Origin of the sequence: Pseudomonas sp. BF-R-01, assembly GCF_019946615.1 — a bacterium.
GTDB lineage: Bacteria > Pseudomonadota > Gammaproteobacteria > Pseudomonadales > Pseudomonadaceae > Aquipseudomonas > Aquipseudomonas migulae.
The window spans coordinates 20982-47150 of sequence record NZ_JAGYFX010000050.1 but is presented as its reverse complement, the minus strand read 5'-3'; the positions used below and the strand labels follow the sequence as shown (position 1 = coordinate 47150).

20 protein-coding genes and 1 pseudogene are annotated in these 26169 nt (G+C 61.0%); 3 read left to right on the top strand and 18 right to left on the bottom strand.

Translation table 11 applies throughout. The features are described from left to right. Positions 1-83 precede the first annotated feature (83 nt). From KGB27_RS18945 to hutC, 12 genes are all read right to left on the bottom strand, one after another. Entirely contained in the window at positions 84-1031 is a 948-nt protein-coding gene (locus KGB27_RS18945; protein ID WP_223555754.1) for a choline ABC transporter substrate-binding protein, read from the bottom strand. Positions 1032-1283: 252 nt separating this feature from the next. After that, on the bottom strand, positions 1284-2087 hold the full coding sequence (hutG, locus tag KGB27_RS18940; protein ID WP_223555752.1) for an N-formylglutamate deformylase: 804 nt from the start codon (positions 2085-2087) through the stop codon (positions 1284-1286). A gap of 10 nt (positions 2088-2097) precedes the next feature. Beyond that, the gene (gene hutI, locus KGB27_RS18935; protein ID WP_192226838.1) at positions 2098-3303 is read right to left on the bottom strand and encodes an imidazolonepropionase; all 1206 of its coding nucleotides are present in this window, start codon (positions 3301-3303) and stop codon (positions 2098-2100) included. Positions 3304-3390: 87 nt separating this feature from the next. Continuing rightward, on the bottom strand, positions 3391-4923 hold the full coding sequence (gene hutH / locus KGB27_RS18930; RefSeq protein WP_223415491.1) for a histidine ammonia-lyase: 1533 nt from the start codon (positions 4921-4923) through the stop codon (positions 3391-3393). Positions 4924-5054: 131 nt separating this feature from the next. Further along, a complete protein-coding gene (gene hutH, locus KGB27_RS18925) occupies positions 5055-6578 on the bottom strand; it encodes a histidine ammonia-lyase (RefSeq protein WP_192226837.1) in 1524 nt (507 codons plus the stop codon). A gap of 127 nt (positions 6579-6705) precedes the next feature. Next, on the bottom strand, positions 6706-7536 hold the full coding sequence (locus KGB27_RS18920) for a glycine betaine/L-proline ABC transporter ATP-binding protein (RefSeq protein WP_008036590.1): 831 nt from the start codon (positions 7534-7536) through the stop codon (positions 6706-6708). Continuing rightward, entirely contained in the window at positions 7533-8384 is an 852-nt protein-coding gene (locus KGB27_RS18915) for an ABC transporter permease (protein WP_008025264.1), read from the bottom strand. The genes KGB27_RS18920 and KGB27_RS18915 overlap by 4 nt, the downstream gene beginning before the upstream one ends. Positions 8385-8454: 70 nt before the next feature. Next, positions 8455-9423, bottom strand: coding sequence for an ABC transporter substrate-binding protein (locus KGB27_RS18910; protein ID WP_008025265.1), 969 nt, complete (start codon positions 9421-9423; stop codon positions 8455-8457). Between the two features lie 69 nt (positions 9424-9492). Next, complete coding sequence (locus tag KGB27_RS18905; RefSeq protein ID WP_223555749.1) at positions 9493-10962, bottom strand: purine-cytosine permease family protein; 1470 nt, start codon at positions 10960-10962, stop codon at positions 9493-9495. A 134-nt stretch (positions 10963-11096) separates the two neighbouring features. Next, on the bottom strand, positions 11097-12785 hold the full coding sequence (gene hutU, locus KGB27_RS18900) for a urocanate hydratase (protein ID WP_008025267.1): 1689 nt from the start codon (positions 12783-12785) through the stop codon (positions 11097-11099). Positions 12786-13230: 445 nt separating this feature from the next. Then, positions 13231-13800 (bottom strand): HutD family protein, encoded by a 570-nt coding sequence (locus KGB27_RS18895; protein ID WP_223555747.1) that lies wholly within the window; start codon positions 13798-13800, stop codon positions 13231-13233. After that, positions 13797-14507: a histidine utilization repressor gene (gene hutC / locus KGB27_RS18890; RefSeq protein WP_172435301.1), complete on the bottom strand. Its 711-nt coding sequence runs from the start codon at positions 14505-14507 to the stop codon at positions 13797-13799. Before hutC ends, KGB27_RS18895 begins: the two co-directional genes overlap by 4 nt. A gap of 146 nt (positions 14508-14653) precedes the next feature. Between hutC and KGB27_RS18885 the strand changes: the two genes are divergently transcribed. Further along, complete coding sequence (locus KGB27_RS18885) at positions 14654-16018, top strand: formimidoylglutamate deiminase (RefSeq protein ID WP_223555744.1); 1365 nt, start codon at positions 14654-14656, stop codon at positions 16016-16018. A gap of 112 nt (positions 16019-16130) precedes the next feature. On the opposite strand, the gene KGB27_RS18880 is transcribed toward KGB27_RS18885, so the two are convergent. Then, complete coding sequence (locus KGB27_RS18880; protein WP_192226834.1) at positions 16131-16700, bottom strand: lipocalin family protein; 570 nt, start codon at positions 16698-16700, stop codon at positions 16131-16133. Between the two features lie 31 nt (positions 16701-16731). Next, positions 16732-16986, bottom strand: a complete 255-nt coding sequence (locus KGB27_RS18875; protein ID WP_008028040.1) for a hypothetical protein — start codon at positions 16984-16986, stop codon at positions 16732-16734. 283 nt (positions 16987-17269) lie between these two features. Between KGB27_RS18875 and KGB27_RS31620 the strand changes: the two are divergent. Together KGB27_RS31620 and KGB27_RS31615 are read left to right on the top strand one after the other, a co-directional pair. Continuing rightward, positions 17270-18304: pseudogene (locus tag KGB27_RS31620) on the top strand (cache domain-containing protein); the annotation flags it as partial. Positions 18305-18397: 93 nt separating this feature from the next. Further along, the gene (locus KGB27_RS31615; RefSeq protein WP_371927683.1) at positions 18398-19162 is read left to right on the top strand and encodes a methyl-accepting chemotaxis protein; all 765 of its coding nucleotides are present in this window, start codon (positions 18398-18400) and stop codon (positions 19160-19162) included. Positions 19163-19279: 117 nt separating this feature from the next. On the opposite strand, the gene KGB27_RS18865 is transcribed toward KGB27_RS31615, so the two are convergent. From KGB27_RS18865 to KGB27_RS18850, 4 genes are all read right to left on the bottom strand, one after another. Further along, positions 19280-19882 carry a DUF924 family protein gene (locus tag KGB27_RS18865; RefSeq protein WP_223555741.1) on the bottom strand — a complete coding sequence of 201 codons (603 nt, stop codon included), beginning with the start codon at positions 19880-19882 and terminating at the stop codon, positions 19280-19282. Between the two features lie 2 nt (positions 19883-19884). Then, the gene (locus tag KGB27_RS18860) at positions 19885-20895 is read right to left on the bottom strand and encodes a class 1 fructose-bisphosphatase (protein ID WP_223555738.1); all 1011 of its coding nucleotides are present in this window, start codon (positions 20893-20895) and stop codon (positions 19885-19887) included. A gap of 261 nt (positions 20896-21156) precedes the next feature. Continuing rightward, positions 21157-22530: a DUF3999 domain-containing protein gene (locus tag KGB27_RS18855; RefSeq protein ID WP_223555735.1), complete on the bottom strand. Its 1374-nt coding sequence runs from the start codon at positions 22528-22530 to the stop codon at positions 21157-21159. Continuing rightward, positions 22527-26120 carry a DUF2339 domain-containing protein gene (locus tag KGB27_RS18850; RefSeq protein WP_223555733.1) on the bottom strand — a complete coding sequence of 1198 codons (3594 nt, stop codon included), beginning with the start codon at positions 26118-26120 and terminating at the stop codon, positions 22527-22529. The genes KGB27_RS18855 and KGB27_RS18850 overlap by 4 nt, the downstream gene beginning before the upstream one ends. Positions 26121-26169: the final 49 nt, after the last annotated feature.

Sequence of the window (26169 nt, the reverse complement as noted above, 5' to 3'; positions counted from 1 at the left end):
GGCAGTGGGTCAATCAGCATTAATTTTGACTGACCCACCGCCATCGCGAGCAGGCTCGCTCCCACAGGGGTTTTGCGTTACGGTCAGTTTTTCAGGCTGGCTTGTACGGTGGCAACACCATCCTTGCCATCAAAACTGCTGACACCGTCCAACCAGCGCTGCAGGTCTTGCGGATGATCACGCAGCCACTGCCTGGCCACGTCCTGCGGCGTCTTGCGCTCCATGATCGGCACCATCAGCTGGCTTTCCTGGGCGGCGGTGAAGGTCAGGTTCTCCAGCAAGCGGTTCACGTTCGGGCAACGCTCGGCGTAGTCCGGAGACGTCACGGTGGAGACCGTCGCCGCGCCTTCGTTCGGCCCGTAAACATCTTCGCTGCCGGTCAGGTAAGCGATTTTCATGTTGATGTTCATCGGGTGCGGCGTCCAGCCGACGAACACCACGAACTCCTTGCGATTCACCGCCCGTTGCACGGCGGCAAGCATGCCGGCCTCACCGGACTCGATCAGTTTGAAATCCTTCAGGCCGAACTGATTGGACTCGATCATGGTTTTGATCGTGGTGTTGGCGCCACTGCCCGGCTCGATGCCGTAGATTTTGCCGCCGAGCTTGTCTTTGAATTTGGCGATATCGGAAAAGGTTTTCAGCCCCGCCTCGGCCACGTATTCCGGCACGGCGAGGGTTGCCTGGGCGTCGGCCAGGCTCGGTTTTTCCAGGACCTTCACTTGATTGGCGGCCAGGAACGGCGCGATGTTTTTGTCCATCGCCGGTTTCCAGTAACCGAGGAAGATGTCCAGGCGCTTGTCGCGGATGCCGGCGAAGATGATTTGCTGCACGGCGCTGGTTTGCTTGCTTTCGTAGCCAAGGCCGTTGAGCAACACGTCGGCCATGCCGCTGGTGGCGATGACGTCGGTCCAGTTGACCACGCCCATGCGCACGGCTTTGCAGGAAGCATCGTCACTGGCCAGAACAGGGGTGCTCAGAAGAGCGGTACCGCAGAGGATTGAGAGACAGCAGGTCAACAGTCTTTTCATTGGGAATGATCTCGTGCGGCAGAATTATTATGGGTCCGGTGTCTTGATGCACCGTGTCCAGAACATTACGCAGCGTCGAGAGGGTAAAAGCGAACTGTGGCGACCGAGATTTGCACGGTGGCGACTAAAGTGAACGCGTTACCTGTGGGAGCGGCGGTGCGACGATTCGACTTGCTCGCGAAAGCGGTGTGTCAGTCGACATCAATGGTGTCTGACACACCGCCTTCGCGAGCAAGCCCGCTCCCACCAGGGTCAGACGTTGTAGTGTTTTTGGCCCCAGGTCAGCAGCCCTTGCAGCAGCTCCTTGAGCACCACTTGCGTCGGCTCTGCCAGGTCCGGGCGATAACGGAACGGCTCGAACTCTTCCATGTACGTGCACTGGCCCAACTCCAGTTGCACGGCGTGGATGTTTTGCGCCGGATTGCCATAGTGCCGGGTGATGTGGCCGCCCTTGAAGCGCCCGTTCAGCACATGGCTGTAATCGGTGTGCCTGGCGCAGATCGCTTCCAGTTGAGTCGCCAACTGTGGATCGCAACTGGCGCCGTTGAACGTGCCGAGGTTGAAGTCCGGCAGTTTGCCGTCGAACAGGTGCGGGATGATCGAGCGGATCGAGTGCGCATCAAACAGCAATGCATAGCCGAATTCGGCTTTCATACGAGCCAGCTCGTTCTGCAACGTGCTGTGGTACGGCGTCCAGACCTGCTCCAGATACGTCGCACGCTCAGCCGCCGACGGTTCCATGCCTTCACGGAACAACGGAATGCCGTCGAACAGCGTCGCCGGGTACAAACCGGTGGTGGCGCCGACGTACAACGGTTTGTCGTCCGAAGGCCGGTTCAGGTCGATGACAAACCGCGAGTACTCGGCAGCCAGGGTGCTGGCGCCCAGTTCGGCAGCGAATTCGTAGAGTTTCGGGATATGCCAGTCAGTGTCCGGCAGGCTTTTCGCGTCGGGGATCAACCCGGCTTCAACCGCCGGGGTCAGGCGCACGCCGGCGTGGGGCATGCTGATCAGCAGCGGCACGCGGCCTTGTTTGAAGTTCAGAACCTTATCCACAACTGCTCTCCTAAACGCTTGTTTCGACGCCGTGACGCACGACGCGTTTTTCCAGGTCACCGCCCAGCCAGTACGACAGGTCGGCGGGACGATCGATTTGCCAGGCGACGAAGTCAGCGACCTTGCCGGCTTCCAGCGAACCATGGGTGTCGGCCATGCCCAGCGCGGTGGCGGCATGAATCGTCGCACCGGCCAGGGCTTCTTCCGGGGTCATGCGGAAACAGGTGCAAGCCATGTTCAGCATCAAGCGCAGCGACAGCGCCGGCGAAGTGCCGGGGTTAAGGTCGCTGGCGATGGCGATTTTCACCCCGTGTTTGCGCAACGCATCCATCGGCGGCAATTGGGTTTCACGCAGGAAGTAGAACGCGCCGGGCAGCAACACGGCGACCGTGCCGGACGCGGCCATGGCGATGGCGTCTTCTTCGGTCATGAATTCCAGGTGATCGGCGGACAGAGCGTGATAACGCGCCGCCAGGCTCGAACCGTGCAATGACGACAGTTGCTCGGCATGCAGCTTCACCGGCAAGCCCAGTTTTTGCGCAGTGACGAACACGCGCTCGACCTGTGCCGGCGAGAACGCCAGGTATTCGCAAAACGCATCCACCGCATCCACCAGCCCTTCGGCGGCCAGGGCCGGGAGCATCTCGGCGCAGATGTGATCGATGTAGTCGTCGGCGCGATCCTTGTATTCCGGCGGCAAAGCGTGGGCCGCCAGGCAGGTGCTGCGCACACTGATCGGCAGTTCGGCCCCGAGACGGCGGGCCACGCGCAGCATCTTGCGTTCGTTGGCCAGGTCGAGACCGTAGCCGGATTTGATTTCGATGCTGGTCACGCCATCGCGCATCAAACTCTTCAACCGCTTGGCGGCGCTGGCGAACAACTCGTCTTCACTGGCCGCGCGCGTGGCGCGCACGGTGCTGGCGATGCCGCCGCCGGCCGCGGCGATTTCCGCATAGCTGACGCCTTGCAGACGCTGTTCGAATTCACCGCTGCGGTTACCGCCAAACACCGTGTGGGTGTGGCAGTCGATCAGGCCCGGCGTAACCCAGGCCCCGTTCAAATCGTTGACGGCCGGATATTCACCCGCCGGCAGTTCAGCACGTGGGCCGATCCACTCAATGTGCGCACCGGACGTCACGATGGCCGCGTCCTCGATGATCGAGTAGACGCCTTGCGCCATGGTTGCGACGTGGCAGTGTTGCCAGAGAGTTTTCATCCCGTAATCTCCACAATGTTCAAAATCGGTTCGCGGGCAAGCCTCGCTCCTACAAGGTAGGAGCGAGGCTTGCCCGCGAAGAGGCCATCACAGACTAGGCAGCAACTTCGCCGATACCAGTTCATTCAGGCAACGCGTCGCCAACAACTCGCTGGCCGCATTGATGTCCGGCGCAAAGAAGCGGTCCTTCTCATAGAACGGCACTTCTTTACGCAGAATCGCCCGAGCCTTTTCCAGTTTCGGCGAGGTCTTCAGACCGTCGCGCAGGTCCAGGCCTTGAGCGGCGGCCAGCCATTCCACCGCGAGGATGCCACGGGTGTTCTCGGCCATTTCCCACAGACGCTTGCCGGCAGCCGGAGCCATCGACACGTGGTCTTCCTGGTTGGCGGAGGTCGGCAGGCTGTCCACCGAATGCGGATGGGACAACGCCTTGTTCTCGCTGGCGAGTGCCGCAGCGGTCACCTGGGCGATCATGAAACCGGAGTTCACGCCGCCATTGGCCACCAGGAACGGCGGCAGTTGCGACATGTGCTTGTCCATCATCAGCGAGATGCGGCGTTCGCTCAGCGAGCCGATTTCAGCGATGGCCAGGGCCATGTTGTCGGCGGCCATCGCGACAGGTTCGGCGTGGAAGTTACCGCCAGAGATCACGTCACCTTCAGCAGCGAACACCAGCGGGTTATCCGAAACGGCGTTGGCTTCGACGGCCAAGACTTCGGCAGCCTGACGGAACTGGGTCAGGCAGGCGCCCATGACTTGCGGCTGGCAGCGCAGGGAGTACGGGTCCTGGACCTTTTCGCAGTTCTCGTGCGAATCGGACACTTCACTGCGCTCGCCCAGCAAGTCGCGGTACGCGGCAGCGGCGTCGATCTGGCCTTTCTGGCCACGGGCGGCGTGGATGCGGGCGTCGAACGGCGAGCGCGAACCCAGCACCGCTTCGACGGTCAGGCCGCCCAGAGCCAGGGCGCCCGCGAACAGATCTTCACCTTCAAACAGACCACGCAGCGCGTAAGCGGTGGACACCTGAGTACCGTTGAGCAGCGCCAGACCTTCTTTCGCGGCCAGGGTCAGCGGGGTCAGACCGGCGACTTTCAGCGCTTCGGTCGCTTCCATCCACTCGCCTTTGTAACGAGCCTTGCCTTCACCCAGCAGCACCAGCGACATGTGGGCCAATGGCGCCAGGTCGCCGGAGGCACCGACCGAACCTTTCAATGGAATGTGCGGGTAAACCTCGGCGTTGATCAGGGCGATCAGCGCGTCGATGACCACGCGACGAATACCGGAGAAACCACGGCTCAGGCTGTTGACCTTGAGCACCATGACCAGACGCACCAACGCGTCGCTGATCGGCTCGCCGACGCCGGCAGCGTGGGACAGCACCAACGAGCGCTGCAGGTTTTCGAGGTCTTCGCTGGCGATGCGGGTCGAGGCCAGCAGGCCGAAACCGGTGTTGATGCCGTAAGCGGTACGGTTCTCGGCGAGGATCTGTTCCACGCAGGCAACGCTGGCTTCGATCTGGGCAGCAGCGCTGTTATCGAGGGTGATTTTGACCGGTTGCTGATAGACATCACGCAGTTGGGCAAGGCTCAGTTGGCCGGGGATCAGGTTTAGTGCAGTCATTTTGTGCTCCTTTTGAGAGTTTTTATTCTTCATAAACGAAGAAGACTCACCAGACGCTCCGGAGATATCCGTTGTCCGTCGCGACTCGCTTTTTGGGAGCCGCGCCTTGGCACGTTGGTGTTGTGTGGAAATCAGTTCAGATTCGGTAAAGCCTTGTGCAGCAAATTCGAGTCTTTCAATACGCCGGCAGCGGCGGCGATGTCCGGCGCCAGCCAGCGATCCTGGTCGTAGGCCGGAACACGCTCACGCAGCAGACGCCACGCCGCATCGGTGCCGGCGCCGAAGCGTTGCTCTTTGAGGAATTCAAAAGCCTGGGCCGCCAGCAGGTACTCGATGGCGAGGATCTGCGTGCAGTTTTCCAGCGCGCGATGCAGCTTCAGCGCGGCGTTGGTGCCCATGCTCAGGTGGTCTTCCTGCAAGCCGGAAGTGACGTAGTTGTCGAGCACCGCCGGTTGCGCCAACTGGCGGTTTTCCGCACACAGCGAAGCGGCGACGTATTGCACGATCATCATCCCGGAGTTCACCCCCGGATTGGCCACCAGGAACGCCGGCAGACCGCTGACGTGCGGGTTGATCAAACGGTCCAGACGTCGTTCGGCGATGGAGCCGATTTCGGCCATGGCAATCGCCAGCAAATCCGCCGCCAACGCGACCGACTGGCCATGCGGGTTTGCTTGGGACATGACGCGGAAGTTGTCCGGTGTGCCCAGCAGCAACGGGTTGTCGGTGCAGCCGTTAAGCTCGGTTTCGATCTGTTGAATCGCGTGGGTCAGTTGATCCCGTGCGGCGCCGTGGACTTGCGGGATCGACCGGATGCTCAGCGCATCCTGCGTACGAATGCCTTTGCTGCTGGCAATCACTTCGCTGCCATCGAGCAGCGCCCGCAGGTTGATCCCGACCTGTTGCATGCCCGGATGCGGTTTGAGCGCGATGATCTCGGCGTCGAACGCAGCGATCTGGCCACGCTGGGCTTCGAAGCTCATGGCACTGATCACGTCGGCCCACTGCAGCAGGCGCGTCGCATCGGCAATCGCCAGGCAACTGAGGCCGCTCATGCACGGCGTACCGTTGACCAGGCACAAACCGTCCTTGGCACCGAGTTGAACAGGTTGCAGGCCTTCTTCAGCCAGCGCCTGTTGAGCGGAAACAATCTGCCCGCGATAGCTGACATTGCCGACACCCAGCAGTGCGATGCCGATGTGTGCCATGTGGGTCAGGTAACCGACCGAACCCTGGGACGGCACTTGCGGGGTGATGCCCCGATTGAGCAGCGCCAGCAAGGCTTCGACCACTTGCCGATGAATGCCGGATTTGCCCTGGGAGTAGTTGCGGATCGCTGCGCACATGATCGCGCGGGTCTGCTCGTCGGCCAGTGGTGCGCCGACGCCACAGGCATGGCTGAGCAAGGTGTTGCGCGACAGTTGGCTGAGCTGTTCGTCTTTGAGCGATACGTTGCAAAGCGCGCCCAGACCGGTGTTGACGCCATAGGCGCGTTCGCCGCTGGTGACGATGCGCTGGACGATCGCCTGGGCATTGTCGATGCGTGCCCAGGTCTGGGCCGACAGCTCGAGTTGTGCGCCGTGACGGGCTACCGCGACCACATCCTGCCAACGCAACGGGGCATCGGCGATAACGATTTTTTCAGCCTGGGACATCATTAACCTCAACCGTACAACCTGAATATTGATGCAGCTTCACCGGCGCCTTCGCGGGCAAGCCTCGCTCCTACAGGTGTGGGAGCGAGCCTGCTCGCGATGGGGCCGGCACAAACGCCGCAAACCTTTAAACCACCGCCGCCCGCCGCTGTACGAACCGGTCGACATACTCATCCGCCGGCGAATGCAGGATCTCTCGCGGGGTGCCGACCTGAATCAGGCGGCCATCCTTGAGGATCGCGATGCGGTTGCCGATGCGCACGGCCTCGTCGAGGTCGTGGGTAATGAAGACGATGGTCTTGTGCAGGGTCTTTTGCAGCTCCAGCAACTGGTCCTGCATCTCGGCGCGAATCAGCGGATCGAGCGCACTGAAGGCTTCGTCCATCAGGATAATGTCGGTGTCCGCCGCCAACGCACGTGCCAGGCCCACACGCTGACGCATGCCGCCCGAGAGCTGATGCGGGTATTTGTTTTCGTAGCCCTTGAGGCCCACGGTGTTGATCCAGTGCAGCGCGCGTTCGGTGCACATCTGCTTGCTCTCGCCGCGCACTTTCAGGCCGTAGGCGACGTTGTCCACCACGGTCTTGTGCGGCAACAGGCCGAAGCTCTGGAATACCATGCTGATCTTGCGACGACGAAATTCGCGCAGGGCTTCCATGTCGTATTGCAGGATGTCCACGCCATCCACCAGGATCGCGCCGCTGGTCGGGTCGATCAGGCGGTTGAAGTGGCGCACCAGTGTCGATTTGCCGGAACCGGACAGGCCCATGATCACGAAGATCTCGCCGCTGCCAATGCTCAACGACAGGTCGTTCACACCGACCACGCAGCCGGTTTCGGCCAGCACCTGATCCTTGGTCTTGCCCTGGCCGATCATGCCCAGCGCTTCTTTGGAACGGTTGCCGAAAATCTTGAAGACGTTTTTGACTTCGATCTTGCTGATGGCTGCGTTGCTCATTTGCTCACCTCATGCCGTGCACGACCGTACGCCTGTGTAATGCGGTCGATCACCACTGCCAGAATCACGATCGCCAGACCGGCTTCAAGGCCGCGTCCGACGTTGAGGGTCTGAATCCCCACCAACACATCTTCACCCAAGCCACGGGCACCGATCATCGAGGCAATCACCACCATCGACAGGGCCATCATGGTGGTCTGGTTGATCCCGGCCATGATGCTCGGCAGGGCCAACGGCAGTTGCACACCAAACAGTTGCTGCCAGCGGTTGGCACCGAAGGCGTTGATCGCTTCCATCACTTCACCGTCGACCTGGCGGATGCCCAGATCAGTCAGGCGGATCAGCGGCGGCGCGGCGTAGATCACGGTGGCGAAAATCGCCGGGACCTTGCCCAGGCCAAACAGCATCAGCACCGGGATCAGGTACACGAAGCTCGGCATGGTCTGCATGATGTCCAGCAACGGCATCAGCACCGAACGCAGGCGATTGCTGCGTGCCGAGAGAATGCCCAGCGGAATGCCGATCAGCACCGAAATGACCGTCGCGACCATCATCAGCGCGAGGGTCTGCATCAGCTTGTCCCAGAGGCCGACCGCGCCCACCAGGAACAGCAAACCGACGATCACGGAGGTGGTCACGACCTTGCGGGTCGCGTGCCAGGCAACGCCCGCCACGATCGCCAGCATCAGCCACCAGGGCGCTGCACGCAGCAGCCCTTCAAGATTGACGATGGCCCACAACAGGGTGTCGGAGATGCTGCGGAACACATCGCCGTAGTTGGTGACCAGCGAATCGACCCAACCGTTGACCCAGTCGGCGATGGAAAAGGTAAAGCTTTCGGGAAACATAAGAGACTCTCAATCAAGGGGTTGCGATCAAGCATCCGACTGCCGCTGACGGCAGTCGGAGAAGCTCAACCTACAAGGCCGCGTCGATCTTTTTGGCTGCGTCTTCGCTCACCCATGCGTGCCAGACTTCAGGATGTTCCTTCAAGAAGATCTTGGCCAGTTTTGGCGACTCGATCCGCTCTTTGGCCATACGCCCGAGGTTCTGGTTCAGCAGGTCGATCGGCAGGTTGACCTTTTCCAGCACGGCCACCAGTTCCGGGGCTTGCTCGTGGAAGGTCTTGGACAGGCCGACCTTGATGGTCACGCGCTTGTCCACGCCCGGCTTCTCTTCGAGTTTCACCAGGTCAACCTGGCCCATCAGCGGCGTTGGCGACCAGTAGTAGAACAGGATCGGCTCGCCACGCTTGTAGCTCGACAGCACTGCGGCATCCAGTGCCGGGCCGGTGCCCGGACGGAAGTTGGTGTAGCTGCTTTCCAGGCCGTAGCTTTTCAGCATTTCGCTGTTGTCCAGCTCACAGGTCCAGCCCGCCGGGCAGTTGTAGAAACGGCCCTTGGCTGGCTCTTCGGCGTCCTTGAACACGGCGGCATACTTGCCCAGGTCAGCAATGTTTTTCAGGTCCGGCGCCTTGGCTTCCAGTTTGCGCTTGGCGTCGCCTTCGATCACGTAGCGCGGTACGTACCAGCCTTCGACTGCGCCCACGACTGGCGCGCCGACACCGACAACTTTGCCGGCCTTCTCGGCCTTGTTCCAGACTTCGCTGCGGCCGACCCATTCTTCGGCAAACACTTGAATGTCGTTGCTGCTCAGGGCGTTTTCCATGGTGATGGAGTTGCCCGGCAGGCTGTCGGTCTTGCAGTCGTAGCCTTTCTCCAGCACGACTTGCAGCACGTCGGTCAGGAGCATGGCGCTTTCCCAGTTCAGGCCGGCGAATTTCACCGGTTTGCCCGATTCGCACCAACCGGCTGCCTGAGTGGCGCCGGCGCTGGCCAGCAGGCCCATGGAAAGCAATGTGGTCAGCAGGGTCTTGTTCGATTTCATTGTTGTGACGCTCCTAATCATGAATTGGCTTACGGCAGTCAAGAGGCATCCAGCCCTGTCCACGTCCAATCAGGCCTGCGCCGCAGCGCGACCGACATTCAGCTTTTGTTCGGTAATAACGTCCCGCTCGACCGGCAGGATCAGTTGATCGGGCACTGTGCCGTGCCATTTTTTTGCACACACGTAATACAGGGCGGCGGGAACCACCAGGCCGATGATCCAGGAGATATCCACATCACCCAGAGCGGCCACCAGCGGACCTGTATAGAACTTGCTGGAGATGAACGGCAGCTGCACCAGCACACCGAAAACATAGACGCTGATACCCAGAACGTTCCAACGACCGTAACGACCGTTCGGATCGGACAGCGCCGGCACGTCATAGCGCTCGCGGGTGATGCAGTAGTAGTCCACCAGGTTGATCGCGCTCCATGGGGTAAAGAACGCCAGCAAGAACAGGATGAAGGACTTGAACGCACCGAGGAACGAATGCTGGCCGAGCAACGCCATCAGGGTCGCCGCACCGACGATGACCAGCACAAACAGCAGACGCTGCAAGCGCGTTACTTTCAGGTCACCACGGAAACCGCTGATGATGGTCGCGATGCACATGAAGCTGCCGTAGGAGTTCAGCGTGGAGATGGTGACCTTGCCGAACGCGATGCTGAAGTACAGCAGCGCAGCAGTGGCACCGGTACCACCCAGACCCACGATGTAGGCCACTTCGTGACCGGCGAATTGCCCATTGGCCGAGGCGGCGGCAAACACGCCGAGGATCATCGCCACCTGCGCGCCAATGACCGAACCTGCACCCGCGGCGAAAAAGGTTTTCACCGAGGAAGTCTTGCTCGGCAAGTAGCGTGAATAGTCAGCCACGTAAGGACCGAAGGCGATCTGCCAGGACGCCGCGAGCGACACCGCCAGCAGGAAGCTGCTCCAGCTGAAGTGGCGGATTTGCAGGAGTGCGCCAACGTCAGTCTGGCTCATCAAACGGCTGAACAGGTAAACGAAGGCAATCACACCAATGACGCTGGCAATACGGCCAATCCAATGGATCACCCGATAGCCCAGCACCGTGACCAGCACGATGACACTGGCGAAGATGAGGATACCGACGGTGTCACTGACGCCAAACAACTGGCCCAGCGCCTGACCGGACAGCACGGTGCCCGTTGCGGTGAAACCCAGGTACATCAGGCACACCAGCACGATCGGGATCGCCGCGCCATAAACGCCGAACTGCACACGGCTGGAGATCATCTGCGGCAGGCCAAGCTTGGGCCCTTGCGCAGCATGCAGCGCCATCACCCCGCCGCCGAGCAGTTGACCGATCAACAGACCGATCAACGACCAGAACACGTCACCGCCCAGCACCACGGCCAGGGCCCCGGTGACAATCGCGGTGATTTGCAGGTTGGCACCCATCCACAGCGTGAACTGGCTGAACAGACGACCGTGTCTTTCCACTTCCGGGATGTAGTCGATCGAACGTTTCTCGATCAACGGTTTGCTGCCTGCACGATCGTTGTTAACAGCCATGATTCAACCTCTGTGGATTGTTCTTCCGGGTTGGTAAAAATCTTTGTAGGAGCCGGCTTGCCGGCGATTCAGGCACCCTGATGTATCAGGTAAATCGCCATCGCCAGCAAGCTGGCTCCTACAGAGGTGTTGCGTTATTTACCGGTAATCATCGGCAGGTTCAGCCCTTGTTCCTTGGCGCAGTCGATCGCGATCTGGTAACCCGCATCGGCGTGACGCATAACGCCGGTGGCCGGGTCGTTGTGCAGAACGCGGGCGATACGCTCGGCCGCTTCGTCAGTACCGTCGCAGACAATCACCATGCCGGAATGCTGGGAGAAGCCCATGCCGACGCCGCCGCCGTGATGCAGGGAAACCCAGGTCGCGCCGCTCGCGGTGTTGAGCAGGGCGTTGAGCAGTGGCCAGTCGGACACGGCATCGGAACCGTCTTGCATCGATTCGGTTTCGCGGTTCGGGCTCGACACCGAACCGGAGTCCAGGTGGTCGCGGCCGATCACGATTGGCGCGGACAATTCACCGCTGCGTACCATTTCGTTGAATGCCAGGCCGAGCTTGGCGCGCAGACCCAGGCCAACCCAGCAGATACGCGCCGGCAGACCCTGGAAGCTGATGCGCTCGCGCGCCATGTCCAGCCAGTTGTGCAGGTGGGCGTCGTCCGGGATCAGTTCTTTGACCTTGGCGTCGGTTTTGTAGATGTCTTCGGCGTTGCCCGACAGTGCAGCCCAACGGAACGGGCCGATGCCACGGCAGAACAGCGGACGGATGTAAGCCGGTACGAAGCCTGGGAAGTCGAATGCGTTTTCCACGCCTTCTTCCTGGGCCATCTGACGGATGTTGTTGCCGTAGTCGAAAGTCGGGATGCCCATTTTCTGGAAATCCAGCATCGCTTTAACGTGCACGGCCATCGATTGCTTGGCGGCTTTCACCACGGCAGCAGGCTCGGTCTTGGCACGAGCGCGGTACTCTTCCCAGGTCCAGCCGGCCGGCAGGTAACCGTTGAGCGGGTCGTGGGCGCTGGTCTGGTCGGTGACCATGTCCGGACGCACACCGCGACGGACCAGTTCCGGCAGGATTTCAGCGGCGTTCCCCAGCAGGGCGATGGAAATCGCTTTGCCTTCCTTGGTGTATTTCTCGATGCGGGCCAGGGCGTCGTCGAGGTCTTTGGCTTGCTCGTCGACGTAGCGGCTGTTCAAACGGAAGTCGATGCTGACCTGTTGGCATTCGATGTTCAGCGAGCAAGCGCCGGCCAGGGTTGCAGCCAGAGGTTGAGCGCCGCCCATGCCGCCCAGGCCTGCGGTCAGGACCCAACGACCTTTGAGGTCATCGTTGTAGTGTTGGCGACCGGCTTCGACGAAGGTTTCGTAGGTGCCTTGAACGATGCCCTGGCTACCGATGTAGATCCAGCTGCCGGCGGTCATCTGGCCGTACATGGCCAGGCCTTTGGCGTCGAGTTCGTTGAAGTGTTCCCAGCTCGCCCAGTGTGGCACCAGGTTGGAGTTGGCGATCAGTACGCGCGGGGCGTTGGCGTGGGTCTTGAACACGCCGACCGGCTTGCCGGATTGCACCAGCAGGGTCTCGTCTTCGTTCAGGTTGGTCAGGCTTTCGACAATCTTGTCGTAGCATTCCCAGTTACGCGCCGCACGACCGATACCACCGTAAACCACCAGCTCTTTAGGGTTCTCGGCGACTTCCGGGTCGAGGTTGTTCATCAGCATGCGCAGCGGCGCTTCGGTCAGCCAGCTCTTGGCGGTCAGCTTGTTACCGCGGGCGGCACGGATTTCAACGTCACGAAACTTAGTAGGTTTCTGGGTATTGTCAGTCACGAAAAAGACTCCTCAGCGATCAATTCAAACCAACCCTGGCGGTGGGTAAGCCAGCCTGTGCGCGTCAACGCGACACAAGCGAATCAGTGGACGCTGCGGAGAGTCTCGATCGACTCATACGCATACGTCTTTACTTGTACATACAAGCATATGCAATCAAGCGGCCAACTTGTTGGATGGGTGTTCAAGAAAAGTTTTTGGAAGGCTGGAAGCCCCCTGGATCAAGGGTTTTGGAGAAGATGAAATTTTTCGGGAGGATTTTGCGGAGGGGAGGACTGTTGTTACTTGAGCGTGGTTTTGCGCCACGCTGGGGCGTTCGGTAACAAAGTGGTGCGCATTAGGGAACGGATTTGATCGGTGGAAAAACTTCGCGGGCAAGCCTCGCTCCTACAGGGGATCTGCGGTCCACTGTAGGAGCGAGGCTTGCCCGCGAAAGGATTTTGGATCAGCGTGCAGTCAGCTCGACCACACAGCACGGGCCGACACTGGAGACTTCCAGCAGGCTGTTATTACCGTCGAGTTGCAGGCAGTCATGGCGACCCAATTGCTGGGTGTTGTTACCGACCTGCACTTCCAGCGCCTCGCCGACACTGAACACCAACACCGTGCCCGCCGAACTGAAAAACCGTTGCACGCCGTCCAGCCACTGCAACCGTGCGCTGTAACGCTGCGGCGCATAAATCAGGTTGAAGTCGCGAATCGGCCCGCCAAGCAGAGTGCACGACACCTGGCTCTCGCCACTGAACGCAAACGGTTCCAGCGGTAACAACGGATGCGTGTCCTGGCCATCGACGCGCAAGGTCATGCCGTCGCCTTGCAGCACGGTGATCACTCGCTCATAGCCAGTGAACGTCGAGAAGCCGCCCGACTCACCAATATCGGCAATCGACAGGCGCCAGCCGAAACCATCCAGGCCAGTACCCGCATCGCGGGTGATTTCTTCAGTGCTGCCGCCGCCGTTTTTCCACGGCATGCGCGGGTAATCAACGGCACGTAAAACCTTTATCTGACTCATTTATGAAACCGACCTTCCAGACGATGACGGGAACCAGGGTGGATCAAACGGGCGGCGGTCACTGGCTGACGGCCAGACCAGGTGCGGCGACGAATCAGCAGGCACGGCTCGCCTTTCTCAATCTGCAGCAACTTGCACTCGCTGGCCTCGGCCAGAATCGCCTCGACCACATGTTCGCCTTCGGTCAGCGGAGCGACCTGGTTCAGATAGGCGTAAGGCGTTTGCAGGGTGAAGTCCTGCTTGAGGTAGTCCGGGGCGACCAGCGCGTTGACGAAACGGTCTTCGATTTGCACCGGAATATCGTTTTCGAAATGCACGATCAGCGAATGGAAGACCTTTTGACCTTCACGCATGTCCAGCGCCAGGGCGCGCTCGGAACCAGCGGCCTCTTCTTCAAGGGTAATGACCTTGCAGGTATGGCGATGGCCACGGGAGGCGATTTCGTCGGCGATGTTGTGCACTTCGAACAGCGCGGACTGGCTTTTCGGTTCGGCGACGAACGTGCCGACGCCTTGCATACGCACCAACAGACCGTCGGCAGTCATCTCGCGCAGCGCGCGGTTGATGGTCATGCGGCTGAAACCGAGTTGGCTGACCAGCTCGCTTTCCGACGGAACGCGGTAGTGCGGCGGCCAGTTTCCACTGTCGATTTGCTGGGTAATCATCTGTTTGACGCGGGCGTACAAGGGCGCCGGACTGTCGCCCATGTTCGCGGCCAACGGTGACACTGCAGGCGGAGTCGGCACGGTTAATCCTTGTTCATTTGGTAGAGGTTGCTAGCTTGCCGGAGTTTACCGGGCAGGCAAACGTCTGTATATGTATATACAAATAACACACGATGGGGTGCTGAACCATGTCCGCCTTCTTTGCCGAACGCGCGCTGCTGCCTAGTGGATGGGCCAACAATGTACGTCTTGAGGTCAGCGCCGACGGCGTTTTGACCCATATCCAGGCCGATTCCCACGCAGATGGCGCCGAACGGCTAAGCGGTCCGCTGCTGCCAGGCATGCCGAATCTGCACTCCCACGCATTCCAGCGAGCGATGGCCGGGCTGGCGGAAGTGGCCGGTAATCCGAACGACAGTTTCTGGACCTGGCGCGATTTGATGTACCGTCTCGTCGGAAAAATCAGCCCCGACCAACTCGGCGTGATCGCCCGGCAGCTGTACATCGAAATGCTCAAGGCCGGTTACACCTCGGTGGCGGAATTTCATTACGTGCACCACGACACAAGTGGCCAACCGTATGCAGATCCGGCCGAACTGGCGCTACGCATCAGCCAGGCGGCCAGCTCCGCCGGCATCGGTTTGACCCTGCTGCCGGTGCTCTACAGCCATTCCGGTTTCGGCGGCCAGACGCCGAACGACGGTCAGCGTCGCTTTATCAACAGCACTGAAAACTACCTCAAGCTCCAGTCGCGTTTGCAGCCGATCCTGGCGCAGCAACCGGCCCAATCGCTGGGTCTGTGTTTCCACTCGTTGCGTGCGGTAACACCGCAGCAGATCAGCGAAGTGCTGGCGGCCAGCGACAAGCAGTGCCCGGTGCACATTCACATCGCCGAGCAGCAGAAGGAAGTCGACGACTGCCTGAGCTGGAGCGGTCGCCGGCCGCTGCAATGGCTGTACGAAAACACCGAAGTCGACCAACGCTGGTGCCTGGTCCACGCGACCCACGCCAACCCGGAAGAAGTCACGCTGATGGCCAAGAGTCGCGCCATTGCCGGTTTGTGCCTGACCACCGAAGCCAACCTCGGCGACGGGATTTTCCCGGCGGTGGACTTCCTCGCTCAAGGCGGGCGCATGGGCATCGGTTCTGACAGCCATGTGTCGCTGAGCGTGGTGGAAGAATTGCGCTGGCTGGAATACGGCCAGCGCCTGCGCGATCAGCGGCGCAACCGGTTGTATGGCGCGGATCAACCGATGGTCGGCCGTACGCTGTACGACGCGGCACTCGACGGCGGCGCGCAGGCGATGGGGCAGCCGATCGGTGCGCTGGAAGTTGGCAAACGGGCAGATTGGCTGGTGCTGGACGGCAACGATCCGTACCTGGCGACCGCCAGTGGCGACGGGATTCTCAATCGTTGGTTGTTTGCCGGCGGCGATCGCCAGGTGCGCGATGTGCTGGTCAATGGCCAGTGGGTTGTGCGCGATGGGCGACATGCCGCAGAAGAAGAAAGTAACCGCGCGTTCACCCTGGTCCTGCGCGACCTCTTGGGTTAACACAAACCCTTGTAGGAGCCGGCTTGCCGGCGATGGCGGACTGTCTGTCAACAGTGATGTTGAACATGACGGCCCCATCGCCGGCAAGCCGGCTCCTACAAAGGGTGCGTGATCAGTTAGAGGTCTTGGCCATCTGCGTATCCGTCGCACGCCAGATCAGCCGCGTGGTGTCATACCCCTGCTGACGCGCCTTGCTCAGCAGTTCTTCGCGCACTACACCGTTGACCGTCGGGGTTCGCGACAGCAGCCACAGATAGCGGCGGCTCGGGTCGCCGACGATCGCAGTCTTGTAGTCTTCGCTGACGAACAACACCCAGTACTCGCCCTTCGCCACGCCCGGTATCAACCGCGAAAACCAGGTATCGAACTCGACCCACAACTTGTCAGTCTTGCCCGGCACCTGTGGATAAGCCGTGCCCTTGGCCTCTTCCCATTGCCAATCCGCCGTCAGGCAGCGATTCAGCACCAGGATGTTACCGTCCGGCTTGAGCGTGTAATGCGCTTCGGATTGCGCGCAGTTGCGCTGGAAATACATCGGCAGACGCGCCAACTCGTACCAGGTCCCTTGGTACTTCTTGAGATTGACGCTGTTGACCGTTTTCGGCGCCAACGGATTTTCACCAGAAGTGGCGCAGCCGGCCAATACCAGGCTGGCAAAAAGGAGGATCAATAACCGCTTCATTGTTTTTCTCCCGTGGGCGTATCGCCCCGGTTTACTTCAGGCCTTGGCCGGAAAACATCAACACTTTGTCACCGGCGTACTGCACGCTGATAAAGCTGTTCTTGTCGCCCCAGGTGCAACTGGACATGCCGAGCGCGCCCGCGCAGTCGGTAGGTTTGCCCAGCAAGGTTTCCACCTCGGCCTTGGCCATGCCTGTCGACAACTTGGAGTAGTTTTCCTGATTGATTTTGCCGCACGCGGCCAGCAAGACGCAGAACGAAAGCAGGGCGATGGAACGCAGCGACATTGTGTAGCTCCTGGGACAAAGGGGAATGGCATGACAGCCAAGCTGAAGCTTAGAAGAGAAAACCCCTGTCTGGTTCCCTGACCGAGCGCCTATTTATCGGGCCGCTCGTCTGCCTTTTGCCGAAAAATCAGCCACTTTCTCGTGTTGTTGAGCATTTCGTCGGTTTTGACAGAATTCGCCTAATCTTTGGCGCCGCTCAGTCGACATAAAAGGCAGCGCAAAGCCCGTTCCTGTGGCAAATTGACGCCCCTTGTCGACCAGCACCTCCGCGGTAGTTCATTTAATGACCAGAAACATGAAGTTCAGCCACAAAATCTTGTTGGCTGCTGCCCTCGTGGTGGCCGTTGCATTCGCCTGTTTCATCCTCTTCAACGACTACCGCCAGCGCCAGACCTTGCGCAGCAGTACCGAATCGTCGATGCAGGAACTCGGCAGCCTGACCACCAGCAACATTCAAACCTGGCTGGAAAGCCGCATCCAGCTGTTGCAATCGTTGTCCCAGCAGATCGCCGTGGACGGCAGCGCCCAGGCCAGCCTCAAGCGCGCCATCGACTTGCCGGCCTACACCAGCAATTTCCAGCTGAGCTACTTCGGCGGCACTGACGGCGTGATGTTCTCGGTTCCGGCCGGCAATCGCGCTGCCGATTACGACCCTCGCGCGCGTGGCTGGTACAAGGCGGCCAACGGCGCGCAACAGACCATCGTCACCGAGCCGTACATCGCTGCGTCCTCCGGCAAACTGGTGATCACCGTGGCCACACCGGTGAAGCATCAGAACCAGATGATCGGCGTCGCCGGCGCCGACATTGACCTGTCCAGCGTCAGCGCGATCATCAACTCGCTGAACTTCGGCGGTCACGGCCATGCGTTTATCGTCAGCGCCGACGGCAAGATCCTGATCCACCCGGACAGCAAACTGGTGCTCAAGAACCTCGCCGAGGCCTACCCGAACGGCGCACCGCAAGTCAGCCCGGGCATGAAAGAGGTCGAGATCGACGGCAAACGCCAGTTCATCTCCTTCACTCACGTCAACGGCGTGCCGTCGGCGGATTGGTATGTGGCGCTGGTGCTGGATCAGGACACCGCGTTCTCGATGCTCAGCGAGTTCCGCACCTCGGCGATCATCGCCATGGTTATCGCGGTGGTGATCATCATCGCGCTGCTGGGCATGCTGATCAGTTTCCTGATGCAGCCGCTGCTGACCATGGGCCGCGCCATGCATGACATCGCCGAAGGTGAAGGTGACTTGACCAAACGCCTGACCATTCACGGCCACGACGAATTCGGCGCGCTGGGTACTTCGTTCAACCGCTTTGTCGAGCGTATTCACACCTCGATCCGCGAAGTGTCCTCGGCCACCGGCCAGGTCAACGAAGTCGCCCTGCGCGTTGTCGCCGCGTCCAACTCGTCGATGTTCAACTCCGATCAGCAAGCCTCGCGCACCAGCAGCGTGGCCGCCGCCATCAATGAACTGGGCGCAGCCGCTCAGGAAATCGCCCAGAACGCCGCCCTCGCCTCGCAGCATTCCAGCGATGCACGCGCCTTGGCCGAAGACGGTCAGCAAGTGGTGGATAAAACCATCGCGGCGATGCAGCAGCTCTCGGCGAAGATCAGCGATTCGTGCGGCAACATCGAAACGCTCAACAGCAACACGGTGAACATCGGGCAGATTCTGGAAGTGATCACCAGTATCTCGCAGCAGACCAACCTGCTGGCGCTGAACGCCGCCATCGAAGCCGCCCGTGCCGGTGAAGCCGGGCGCGGTTTTGCCGTGGTGGCAGACGAAGTGCGCAACCTCGCCCACCGCACCCAGGACTCGGCGCAGCAAGTGCAGAAGATGATCGAGGAGCTGCAAGTCGGCGCCCGTGAAGCGGTGAGCACCATGACCGACAGCCAGCGTCAGAGTGAAAGCAGCGTTGGGATCGCCAATCAGGCGGGCGAGCGTCTGGGTAGCGTGACGCAGCGGATTGGCGAGATCGACGGGATGAACCAGTCCGTGGCCACGGCGACGGAAGAGCAGACTGCGGTGGTGGAGTCGATCAATGTCGACATTACCGAGATCAACACGCTGAACCAGGAAGGGGTGGAGAATTTGCAGGCGACGTTGCGGGCGTGTTCCGATCTGGAGCAGCAGGCGGCGCGTCTTAAGCAATTGGTCGGTAGCTTCAGGATTTAAGGCGCTCTTGCGGGCCTCATCGCGAGCAGGCTCGCTCCCACAGTGGATCTCCAGCGTTACGAAGATCCATGTGGGAGCGAGCCTGCTCGCGATGACGGCATCAGCCGCAATGAAAATTTAGAACCTTGACCCAGGCTGCGAAAGAAACACCAACTCCTCAACCGTAGACTCCCTTCCCAACACCGCATTGCGATGCGGAAACCGTCCAAACCGCGCAATCACCTGCTGGTGCTTCTCGGCGTAGCTCAGATAATTGCTAAAGAGTTTCCGGTCGCCCTCCGGCTGTTGCGCCACCAGATCGATATAGCGTGAGACGGCCTCATTCTGCACCGCCAGATTCTCGCAGTGCTCGAACACCAGATAGATGAACACCCGCTGAATCGGCTTCAACTGCCGATCGAAATCCGCAGCAATGCCTTGCGCCACCAGTGCCTGAGCCCTGAGATCGCCGGAAAAGGATTTGGGTGTTTCGCGAAAGATCATTCGCGGCAGTTGATCGAGCAGCAGCACCAAGGCCAGCCAACCTTCCGGGCGTTGCGCCCAGTCAGTCAATCCGCCGGCCAGTGCCTGCTCGACCCAGTCCCCGAAACGCGACTGCGCTTCGAGGTCCTGGCTGTCGTGCTTGCCGAACCATAACCTGCCCTTCTCAGCCGCTACTTCGTTCGGCGATTCGGAATTTCCGAACCACCATTCGAGCAACGGCTGCCAGGGCGCGGTCATGTTTATTCCTTGTGGTAAGCCGTGACGCGTGCGACTTCTTCTTTCGAACCGAGGAACACCGCTACGCGCTGGTGCAGACCTTCCGGTTGAATGTCGAGGATGCGCTGGTGGCCGTCGGTGGACACGCCGCCCGCCTGTTCAACCAGGAACGACATCGGGTTGGCTTCGTACATCAGACGCAGTTTGCCCGGCTTCGACGGCTCACGGCTGTCGCGTGGGTACATGAACAGACCGCCACGGGTCAGGATGCGGTGCACGTCGGCAACCATCGCGGCAACCCAGCGCATGTTGTAGTTCTTTTTCAACGGGCCTTCATCGCCAGCCAGCAATTCGCTGACGTAACGCTGTACCGGCGCTTCCCAGTGACGCTGGTTGGAGGCGTTGATCGCGAATTCCTGAGTGGACTCCGGGATCGTGATGTCTTCATGGGTCAGTACGAAGCTGCCCATTTCACGGTCCAGGGTGAAGCCTTTGACGCCATTGCCCAGGGTCAGCACCAGCATGGTCTGTGGACCGTAGATCGCGTAACCGGCGGCAACCTGCTGAGCGCCTGGCTGCAGGAAGGCCTTTTCGTTCAAAGGCTCGTTCTGGGTCAGGTATTCGTTCGGGCAACGCAGCACCGAGAAGATCGTACCGACCGGTGCGTTGATGTCGATGTTCGACGAACCGTCCAGCGGGTCGAATACCAGCAGGTACGCGCCTTTCGGGTATTTGCCCGGGATCTGGTAGGCATTGTCCATTTCTTCGGACGCCATGCCGGCCAGGTGACCGCCCCATTCGTTGGCTTCGAGCAGGATGTCGTTGGACATCACGTCCAGCTTCTTCTGCACTTCACCTTGGACGTTTTCAGTGCCCATGCTGCCCAGAACACCACCCAGGGCGCCTTTGGAGACGGCGTGGCTGATTTCTTTACAGGCGCGCGCCACCACTTCGATCAGGAAACGCAGATCGGCAGGGGTGTTGTTGCTACGGGTCTGCTCAATCAAATAGCGACTCAGGGTAACGCGGGACATGGAAGGCTCCGGTGGAATGGGGGGCTAAAAACCCGCGCAGTTTAACGCGAGTCGGGGCGTATTTCCTCCTATCAGACGTGATACGTCCAACAGAGTTCATGTGCCGGGTTTAGCGTAGATCGAAACCGGCCGGATGTGGGCCGGCGACAGGTGGCAGTTTTGAGATTTTTGGTGCCTGACAGTCAGTCTTCGCGGGCAAGCCTCGCTCCTACAGTGGAGCGCGTACATTTGCCCGCGAATGGCGCGCAGCGCCAGCCTTTCTCAGGAATTGGCCGGAGGTTTACGCAACAAGCTGAACGCCATCGCCGCCAAAAACAAAACCCCCAGCAACAACACCGCCCACAACCCGAACTTCTTCCAGTTCGGTTCAGCCTGTGCAACGGATGTGAGCGTGGAGCTCGGCGTCTCTACCACCCCGCCCGACACCGTAGCCTTGCCCAACGCCGCCCACTTCGCCGCGCTGTAATCCGGAATCAGCGTTGCCAGCGGCAGATTCGCCGCTTTCACCGTCGCACTGCCCAGCGCCAGCGTATAAGGCCCGGCGCCGCGTGCCAGGAACACCAGTTGCGTCGAACGCACAGCGAAACGCACCGTCGGCGCCTCGGCGCCCAAGCCACCGCCGCGCTCGTCCACCGTCAACTTCAACTGCTGCACGGTTTGCCCCGGCAACTGCAATTCGTTCTGCACCACGTCCTGGCCACTCTGGGTCAGGCGATAGAGCAAACCACTGCTCAACGGCTGCCACGGCAGGCTGCTTTCCCGACGACCGGACAACGTCACCGGCGCCAGGCTGTTTGGCTGATTCAGCTCGACCTGCAAGCGCTCGACGTTCAAACCCATCGGCAATTGCCAGGTGTATTCACCCGCCTTCACGCTGGCGCCCGCTAACGGTTGCGACCAGACCAATGGCAGCGGCAGGCTGCGCGTGCTGGCGCTTTGCAGTTGCGCCGAGGTCAATATCGGCGCCGATTGCGGCGTGTTCCACAACAAGCGCAGATAACGCGCTGATTGTCCCGGCAAGCCGACCTCATGCTGCTCGACCCGCTCGTCGGCAAACGTCAGCCGCGCCACCTGCCCGTCACCCCACGACTGCCAATGCTGCAAATCGTCGCTGGCTTCGATGCTGAAACGCTGGAAGCCATCGCGCTCGCTGGTCCAGTCGAGGATCAATTGCTGCAACGGTGCCTTGATGCCGCTGGCGTCGAGCAGCCAACCGCTCAGCACTTCTTCGCCCACCTCCAGCTGACTCGACGGCTGCACTTCGACCAGCGTGCCATTGGCGCTCGATTGCACCCGCACACTCGGCGTGCGCTCGGTGGCGTCCGCCGAGTTGTACAACGGGAACCATTTCACGTCGGTCAGGGTGGGGGTTTCGCCGGTTTTCGCGGTCTCCCGCGCCACAGCGTAGGCCTGAGCCTCGCCGGCCGCGTTGAACACGCGCACATCGCTGAGGTCGGTTTGTCGCGCATTCAGTTGCACGGCCAAGGGCAATTCGAGGCGATACCACGGACCTTCGCCGCTCACGGTCAACGGCACTTGCGTGGCGAAGTCCGCCGGTTTTTCCTGCGCGTTGGCCGACAGCGCCACGCCCAACGCAACAGCGCCCAACCAGACCAGGTTCAGCTTCTGACTCAAGACGACACTCCTTCGGTTTCCGGGGCCGGTTTTCCAGATTCCGGCGTAGCGTCGACGCGCTTGGGCGGCAACGGGGCGAAATAGCCCACCACCAACAGCAACACGCCAACACCGATAAACGAGACGATCCGGGCGAGTCCGCCACGGTTACTCAATTCGACAAAGAACAGTTTCGCGACCACCACACCGATCAGCGCCGCGCCGATCAGCCAGACTTCACGACGATGGCGCAGATGGCCGCCGATCATCAGACTCAGAGCCATCAAGGTCCAGACGATCGACAGACCGGCCTGCACCTGCATCGACGCGAGCAGCAAATCCAGCTCGAACGGTACGCCGCCCCAATGGTGAGCCGTGCGATTCACCAGCGCGGTGAAAAACGCGAACAGCGAAACACCCGCGATCAGCTGCGTGGCGTGATCGAAGATGTCCTTGCGGATTGCCAATTGCGTCACGGCGCTGCGGGCCCACACGTAAACGCCGAACAGCGCAAACAGCAGCCCCAACTCCAGCGGATTGATCAGCGGCACATAGGGCAGCGGCTCGGCGGTGCCGTCGCTGACAATGTTCGCCAGCCAGAACCAGCCGAGCATGAGCAAGGCCAGCGGCGCCGCCGCGTACAGTCGATACTCGCGCGGATAAGCCGACACCGGCCACGGCCAGGCACGCGGTGCGGCCATCAACACCAGATAAACACTTGGCAGAATCGCCCAACCCAACCAACGCCAGGCGTTGTATTGCTCGGACAACAGCAGCAACCCGTAACGCAACTCCAGCGCCAGCACACCGATCAACAGCCAGCAACCGAGTACATGAGCGGTGCTCAAAGCCCGCTCGGGGAGCATCGGCGCCAGACGCCGCAGCGAGATGAAATGCACGACGAACACCGCCGCCCAGGCGAGCCAGCCGAAGTCAGCCGCCGGGTGGTAACGCGCGTGCCATGCCCCGAGCAATACCACACCCGCCACAGGAATCAGCAAAGTGCAGAGCAAACCCAGCGACGGCCATTTCAGGCGCAACGCCAACACGGCCCACAGCGCGACGCTCAGCGCCGCGACTGCCAGTAGCAACGTCGCCTGAAGATTCATCGGTGCAAAACGCAGCACTTCACTGATCCACGCCAACGCCCACCAACCCGCGCCCCACACCAGCAGCACTTCGGACAAACGCTGCAAACTCAGGACATCGAACGCCGAAGCATGGTTGCCGAGCTGCAAGCGCCAGGCGCCGACCAACGCCGCCAGCCCCAGCACCAACGGCGTCCAGAATCCGCTATGCGCCAATGGTTTCAACCCTTCGCTGGCCAGCGGCCCCAGCAGGTCCGGCCCGGCGAACAGGAACGCCGCCCCGCCAATCACCTGCAACAGCAGACCGAAGACGAAACTCACGCGCTGCTTCAGATAAAGGCTCAGCCAGATAATGAACAGACCACTGGCCGCCCACACCGCACTTGCGGTTTGCCACGGCAGCACGAACAGAACAGCGAGGTTGATCAGCACCAGGCCGGCCAGCAACACCACCGACAAACCGCGCAACAGCCGAGCATCGCTGCGCACCATGTCATCGCGGGCGGCCAGCAACATACCGGCGATCAACGCCAGGCCGATCAGCGACGCGCTGAGCAAACCGCTCCAACCCGCGCTGAACACCGCGCCAGACTCACCGCTCGCACCTTGCAGTCGCAGCAGGAACAACGCGCCGCCCAGTAATTGCACAGCGAACGCGGTGAAGAGGAAGGTGCGCGATTGCAGGCGCAAACCGACAAACAACGTCGCCAGACCGGCCAGCGCCCAACTGATCGCCGTGCCGTGGGTAAAGAAGAACAGCGGCGCCAGCAGATAGAGGAAGGTCAAACCGAGGCAGGCCAGCACCGGCAAGCCTTTGCGCTCCCACGCCAACGTCTGCTCAGGCAAGGCGTTGCGCAGTTGGTAGAAACTGAACAGCAGCGCCACGCCGAGCATCAACGCGCCCAGCGGCGCACCTTCCAGCAGGCTGCTTTCGCCGAACCGCAGCTCACTGAGGAACGCCAGCGCCGAACCCAGTTGCAGCAGCAATGCAAAGGCGCGCGCCAGCGGTCGTTGCTGACGCAATCCGAGCCAGAAAATCCCGGCGCCTTCCACCGCCCAAGCGGCCGCTGTCCAGCGCGCATCAAGCCCCAACGGGATCGCCAGACTGGCGAAGATCACGCCCAACGCCAGACAGGTTTCCGCTAGCAACAACGCTCGGCCACCCATCAGCAAGCGGGCCAGGCCCATGTAAATCATGCCCAGCGCCAATGCACTGAAAGCGGCAGCGAACTCCAGATGCTGGACCAGCGCGAACTGCAAACCGAAACCCACCAGCGGCGGGCCAAACAACATCGTCCCGTCGACGTAGTCACCTTTGCGTGCCGACCAGTGCAGCAGCGCCTCGCGACTGTCGTCCTCGGGCGCGTCGCTCATTTCCAGCAACTTGCGCCGTGCAAACAGTAGCCCGATGGCCAGGTACATCAGGAAAAACACAATCAGGAACGGCTCGGTGCTCCACAGCAGCTCCGGTGTGTAGGAGCGCAGGCCCCAGGCGAAACCGATGCCGAAGGTGCCGACAAAGCCGATCAGGTTGAGCAGCCGCCAGGCCTTGAACCAGGCGATGGCGAGAATGCCGGCGTTGAGCAAGGCGAAATAGCTGAACAGCGCGACATGGTTGCCGGCGCCGGTGGACGTCAGGATCGGCGCGGCGAAACCGCCCAACGCGGCGGCGCACGCCAGTGCCAGCGAGTCTTGAGTGATGGCCAGAATGGCCGAGAACACCGTCACCGCCACCAGCAGCCCGAGCGCCGCCGTCGGATCAAGCAGCGGATGCAAACGCATGGCCGCGAACACCGCCAGGTACAACACGGCGATCCCGGTGCCTTGCAGCATCAACGCATAGTTAGTGTTGCGATGACGCAGCCACCAGCCCAGACCGAGCAGGGCCAACGCAGCCGCCGCCACCCCGGCGTAACGCAGTTCGATCGGCACCACCATGCCTTCGGTGGCATAGCGCAGCAGAAACGCCAGACCGAGGAACAACAGCACCACACCGACCCGCAGCACGGTGTTGCCACCGAACAGCCAGTTACGGGCACCGCTGATGGCGCGCTCGATGAAGTTCGGGCCGCGCGGGACGGCGGGCTCGCGGGCAACCGGTTCGGATTTCCAGGCATCGTCGGGCAGCGGACGGCTGGTTTGCGTCGCTGTCGCGGTGATCGGTTCGAGTTCGGGCGGGAGTTCCCAGACCATCTCCGGGGAAGAGACAGGGACTTCTTCGAGAATGAATACGGGGGACGGGGCCGGTTCGCTGGCAAGCGGTTCCTCGGCAAGCGGCTCGCTGGTTTCAGGCGCCTTGACGCCAGACACCTCCAGCGTGGCCAGGCGTTGCTGGACCGCATTCAGTGCGACCTGCGCCTGCTCCAGCAGAGCGCGCTGTTCAGCCGCCTGTGAACCCAAACGGCCGATGCGAATGGCCTGGCCGATACCCAACCCGAGTAACGCACCCAACAGCGCGTCGCTGAACGACTCGTCGAGTATCCAGCCCAGCACCAGCCCTATCAGCATGAACATCCATTGCATGGTCGATATCCCTAAGCGGCCCATTGCCTTGCGGTGTCTGCGCTGATGC

Coding starts and splice junctions, on each gene's coding strand:
- KGB27_RS18885 (WP_223555744.1), top strand. CDS start 14,654: ATGTCCGCCTTCTTTGCCGAACGCGCGCTGCTGCCTAGTGGATGGGCC.
- KGB27_RS18905 (WP_223555749.1), bottom strand. CDS start 10,962: ATGGCTGTTAACAACGATCGTGCAGGCAGCAAACCGTTGATCGAGAAA.
- KGB27_RS18880 (WP_192226834.1), bottom strand. CDS start 16,700: ATGAAGCGGTTATTGATCCTCCTTTTTGCCAGCCTGGTATTGGCCGGC.
- KGB27_RS18850 (WP_223555733.1), bottom strand. CDS start 26,120: ATGCAATGGATGTTCATGCTGATAGGGCTGGTGCTGGGCTGGATACTC.
- hutH (WP_192226837.1), bottom strand. CDS start 6,578: ATGTCCCAGGCTGAAAAAATCGTTATCGCCGATGCCCCGTTGCGTTGG.
- KGB27_RS18945 (WP_223555754.1), bottom strand. CDS start 1,031: ATGAAAAGACTGTTGACCTGCTGTCTCTCAATCCTCTGCGGTACCGCT.
- hutC (WP_172435301.1), bottom strand. CDS start 14,507: ATGGGCGACAGTCCGGCGCCCTTGTACGCCCGCGTCAAACAGATGATT.
- KGB27_RS31615 (WP_371927683.1), top strand. CDS start 18,398: ATGTTCAACTCCGATCAGCAAGCCTCGCGCACCAGCAGCGTGGCCGCC.
- hutI (WP_192226838.1), bottom strand. CDS start 3,303: ATGAAAACTCTCTGGCAACACTGCCACGTCGCAACCATGGCGCAAGGC.
- KGB27_RS18895 (WP_223555747.1), bottom strand. CDS start 13,800: ATGAGTCAGATAAAGGTTTTACGTGCCGTTGATTACCCGCGCATGCCG.
- KGB27_RS18875 (WP_008028040.1), bottom strand. CDS start 16,986: ATGTCGCTGCGTTCCATCGCCCTGCTTTCGTTCTGCGTCTTGCTGGCC.
- KGB27_RS18860 (WP_223555738.1), bottom strand. CDS start 20,895: ATGTCCCGCGTTACCCTGAGTCGCTATTTGATTGAGCAGACCCGTAGC.
- KGB27_RS18920 (WP_008036590.1), bottom strand. CDS start 7,536: ATGAGCAACGCAGCCATCAGCAAGATCGAAGTCAAAAACGTCTTCAAG.
- KGB27_RS18865 (WP_223555741.1), bottom strand. CDS start 19,882: ATGACCGCGCCCTGGCAGCCGTTGCTCGAATGGTGGTTCGGAAATTCC.
- KGB27_RS18915 (WP_008025264.1), bottom strand. CDS start 8,384: ATGTTTCCCGAAAGCTTTACCTTTTCCATCGCCGACTGGGTCAACGGT.
- hutH (WP_223415491.1), bottom strand. CDS start 4,923: ATGACTGCACTAAACCTGATCCCCGGCCAACTGAGCCTTGCCCAACTG.
- KGB27_RS18910 (WP_008025265.1), bottom strand. CDS start 9,423: ATGAAATCGAACAAGACCCTGCTGACCACATTGCTTTCCATGGGCCTG.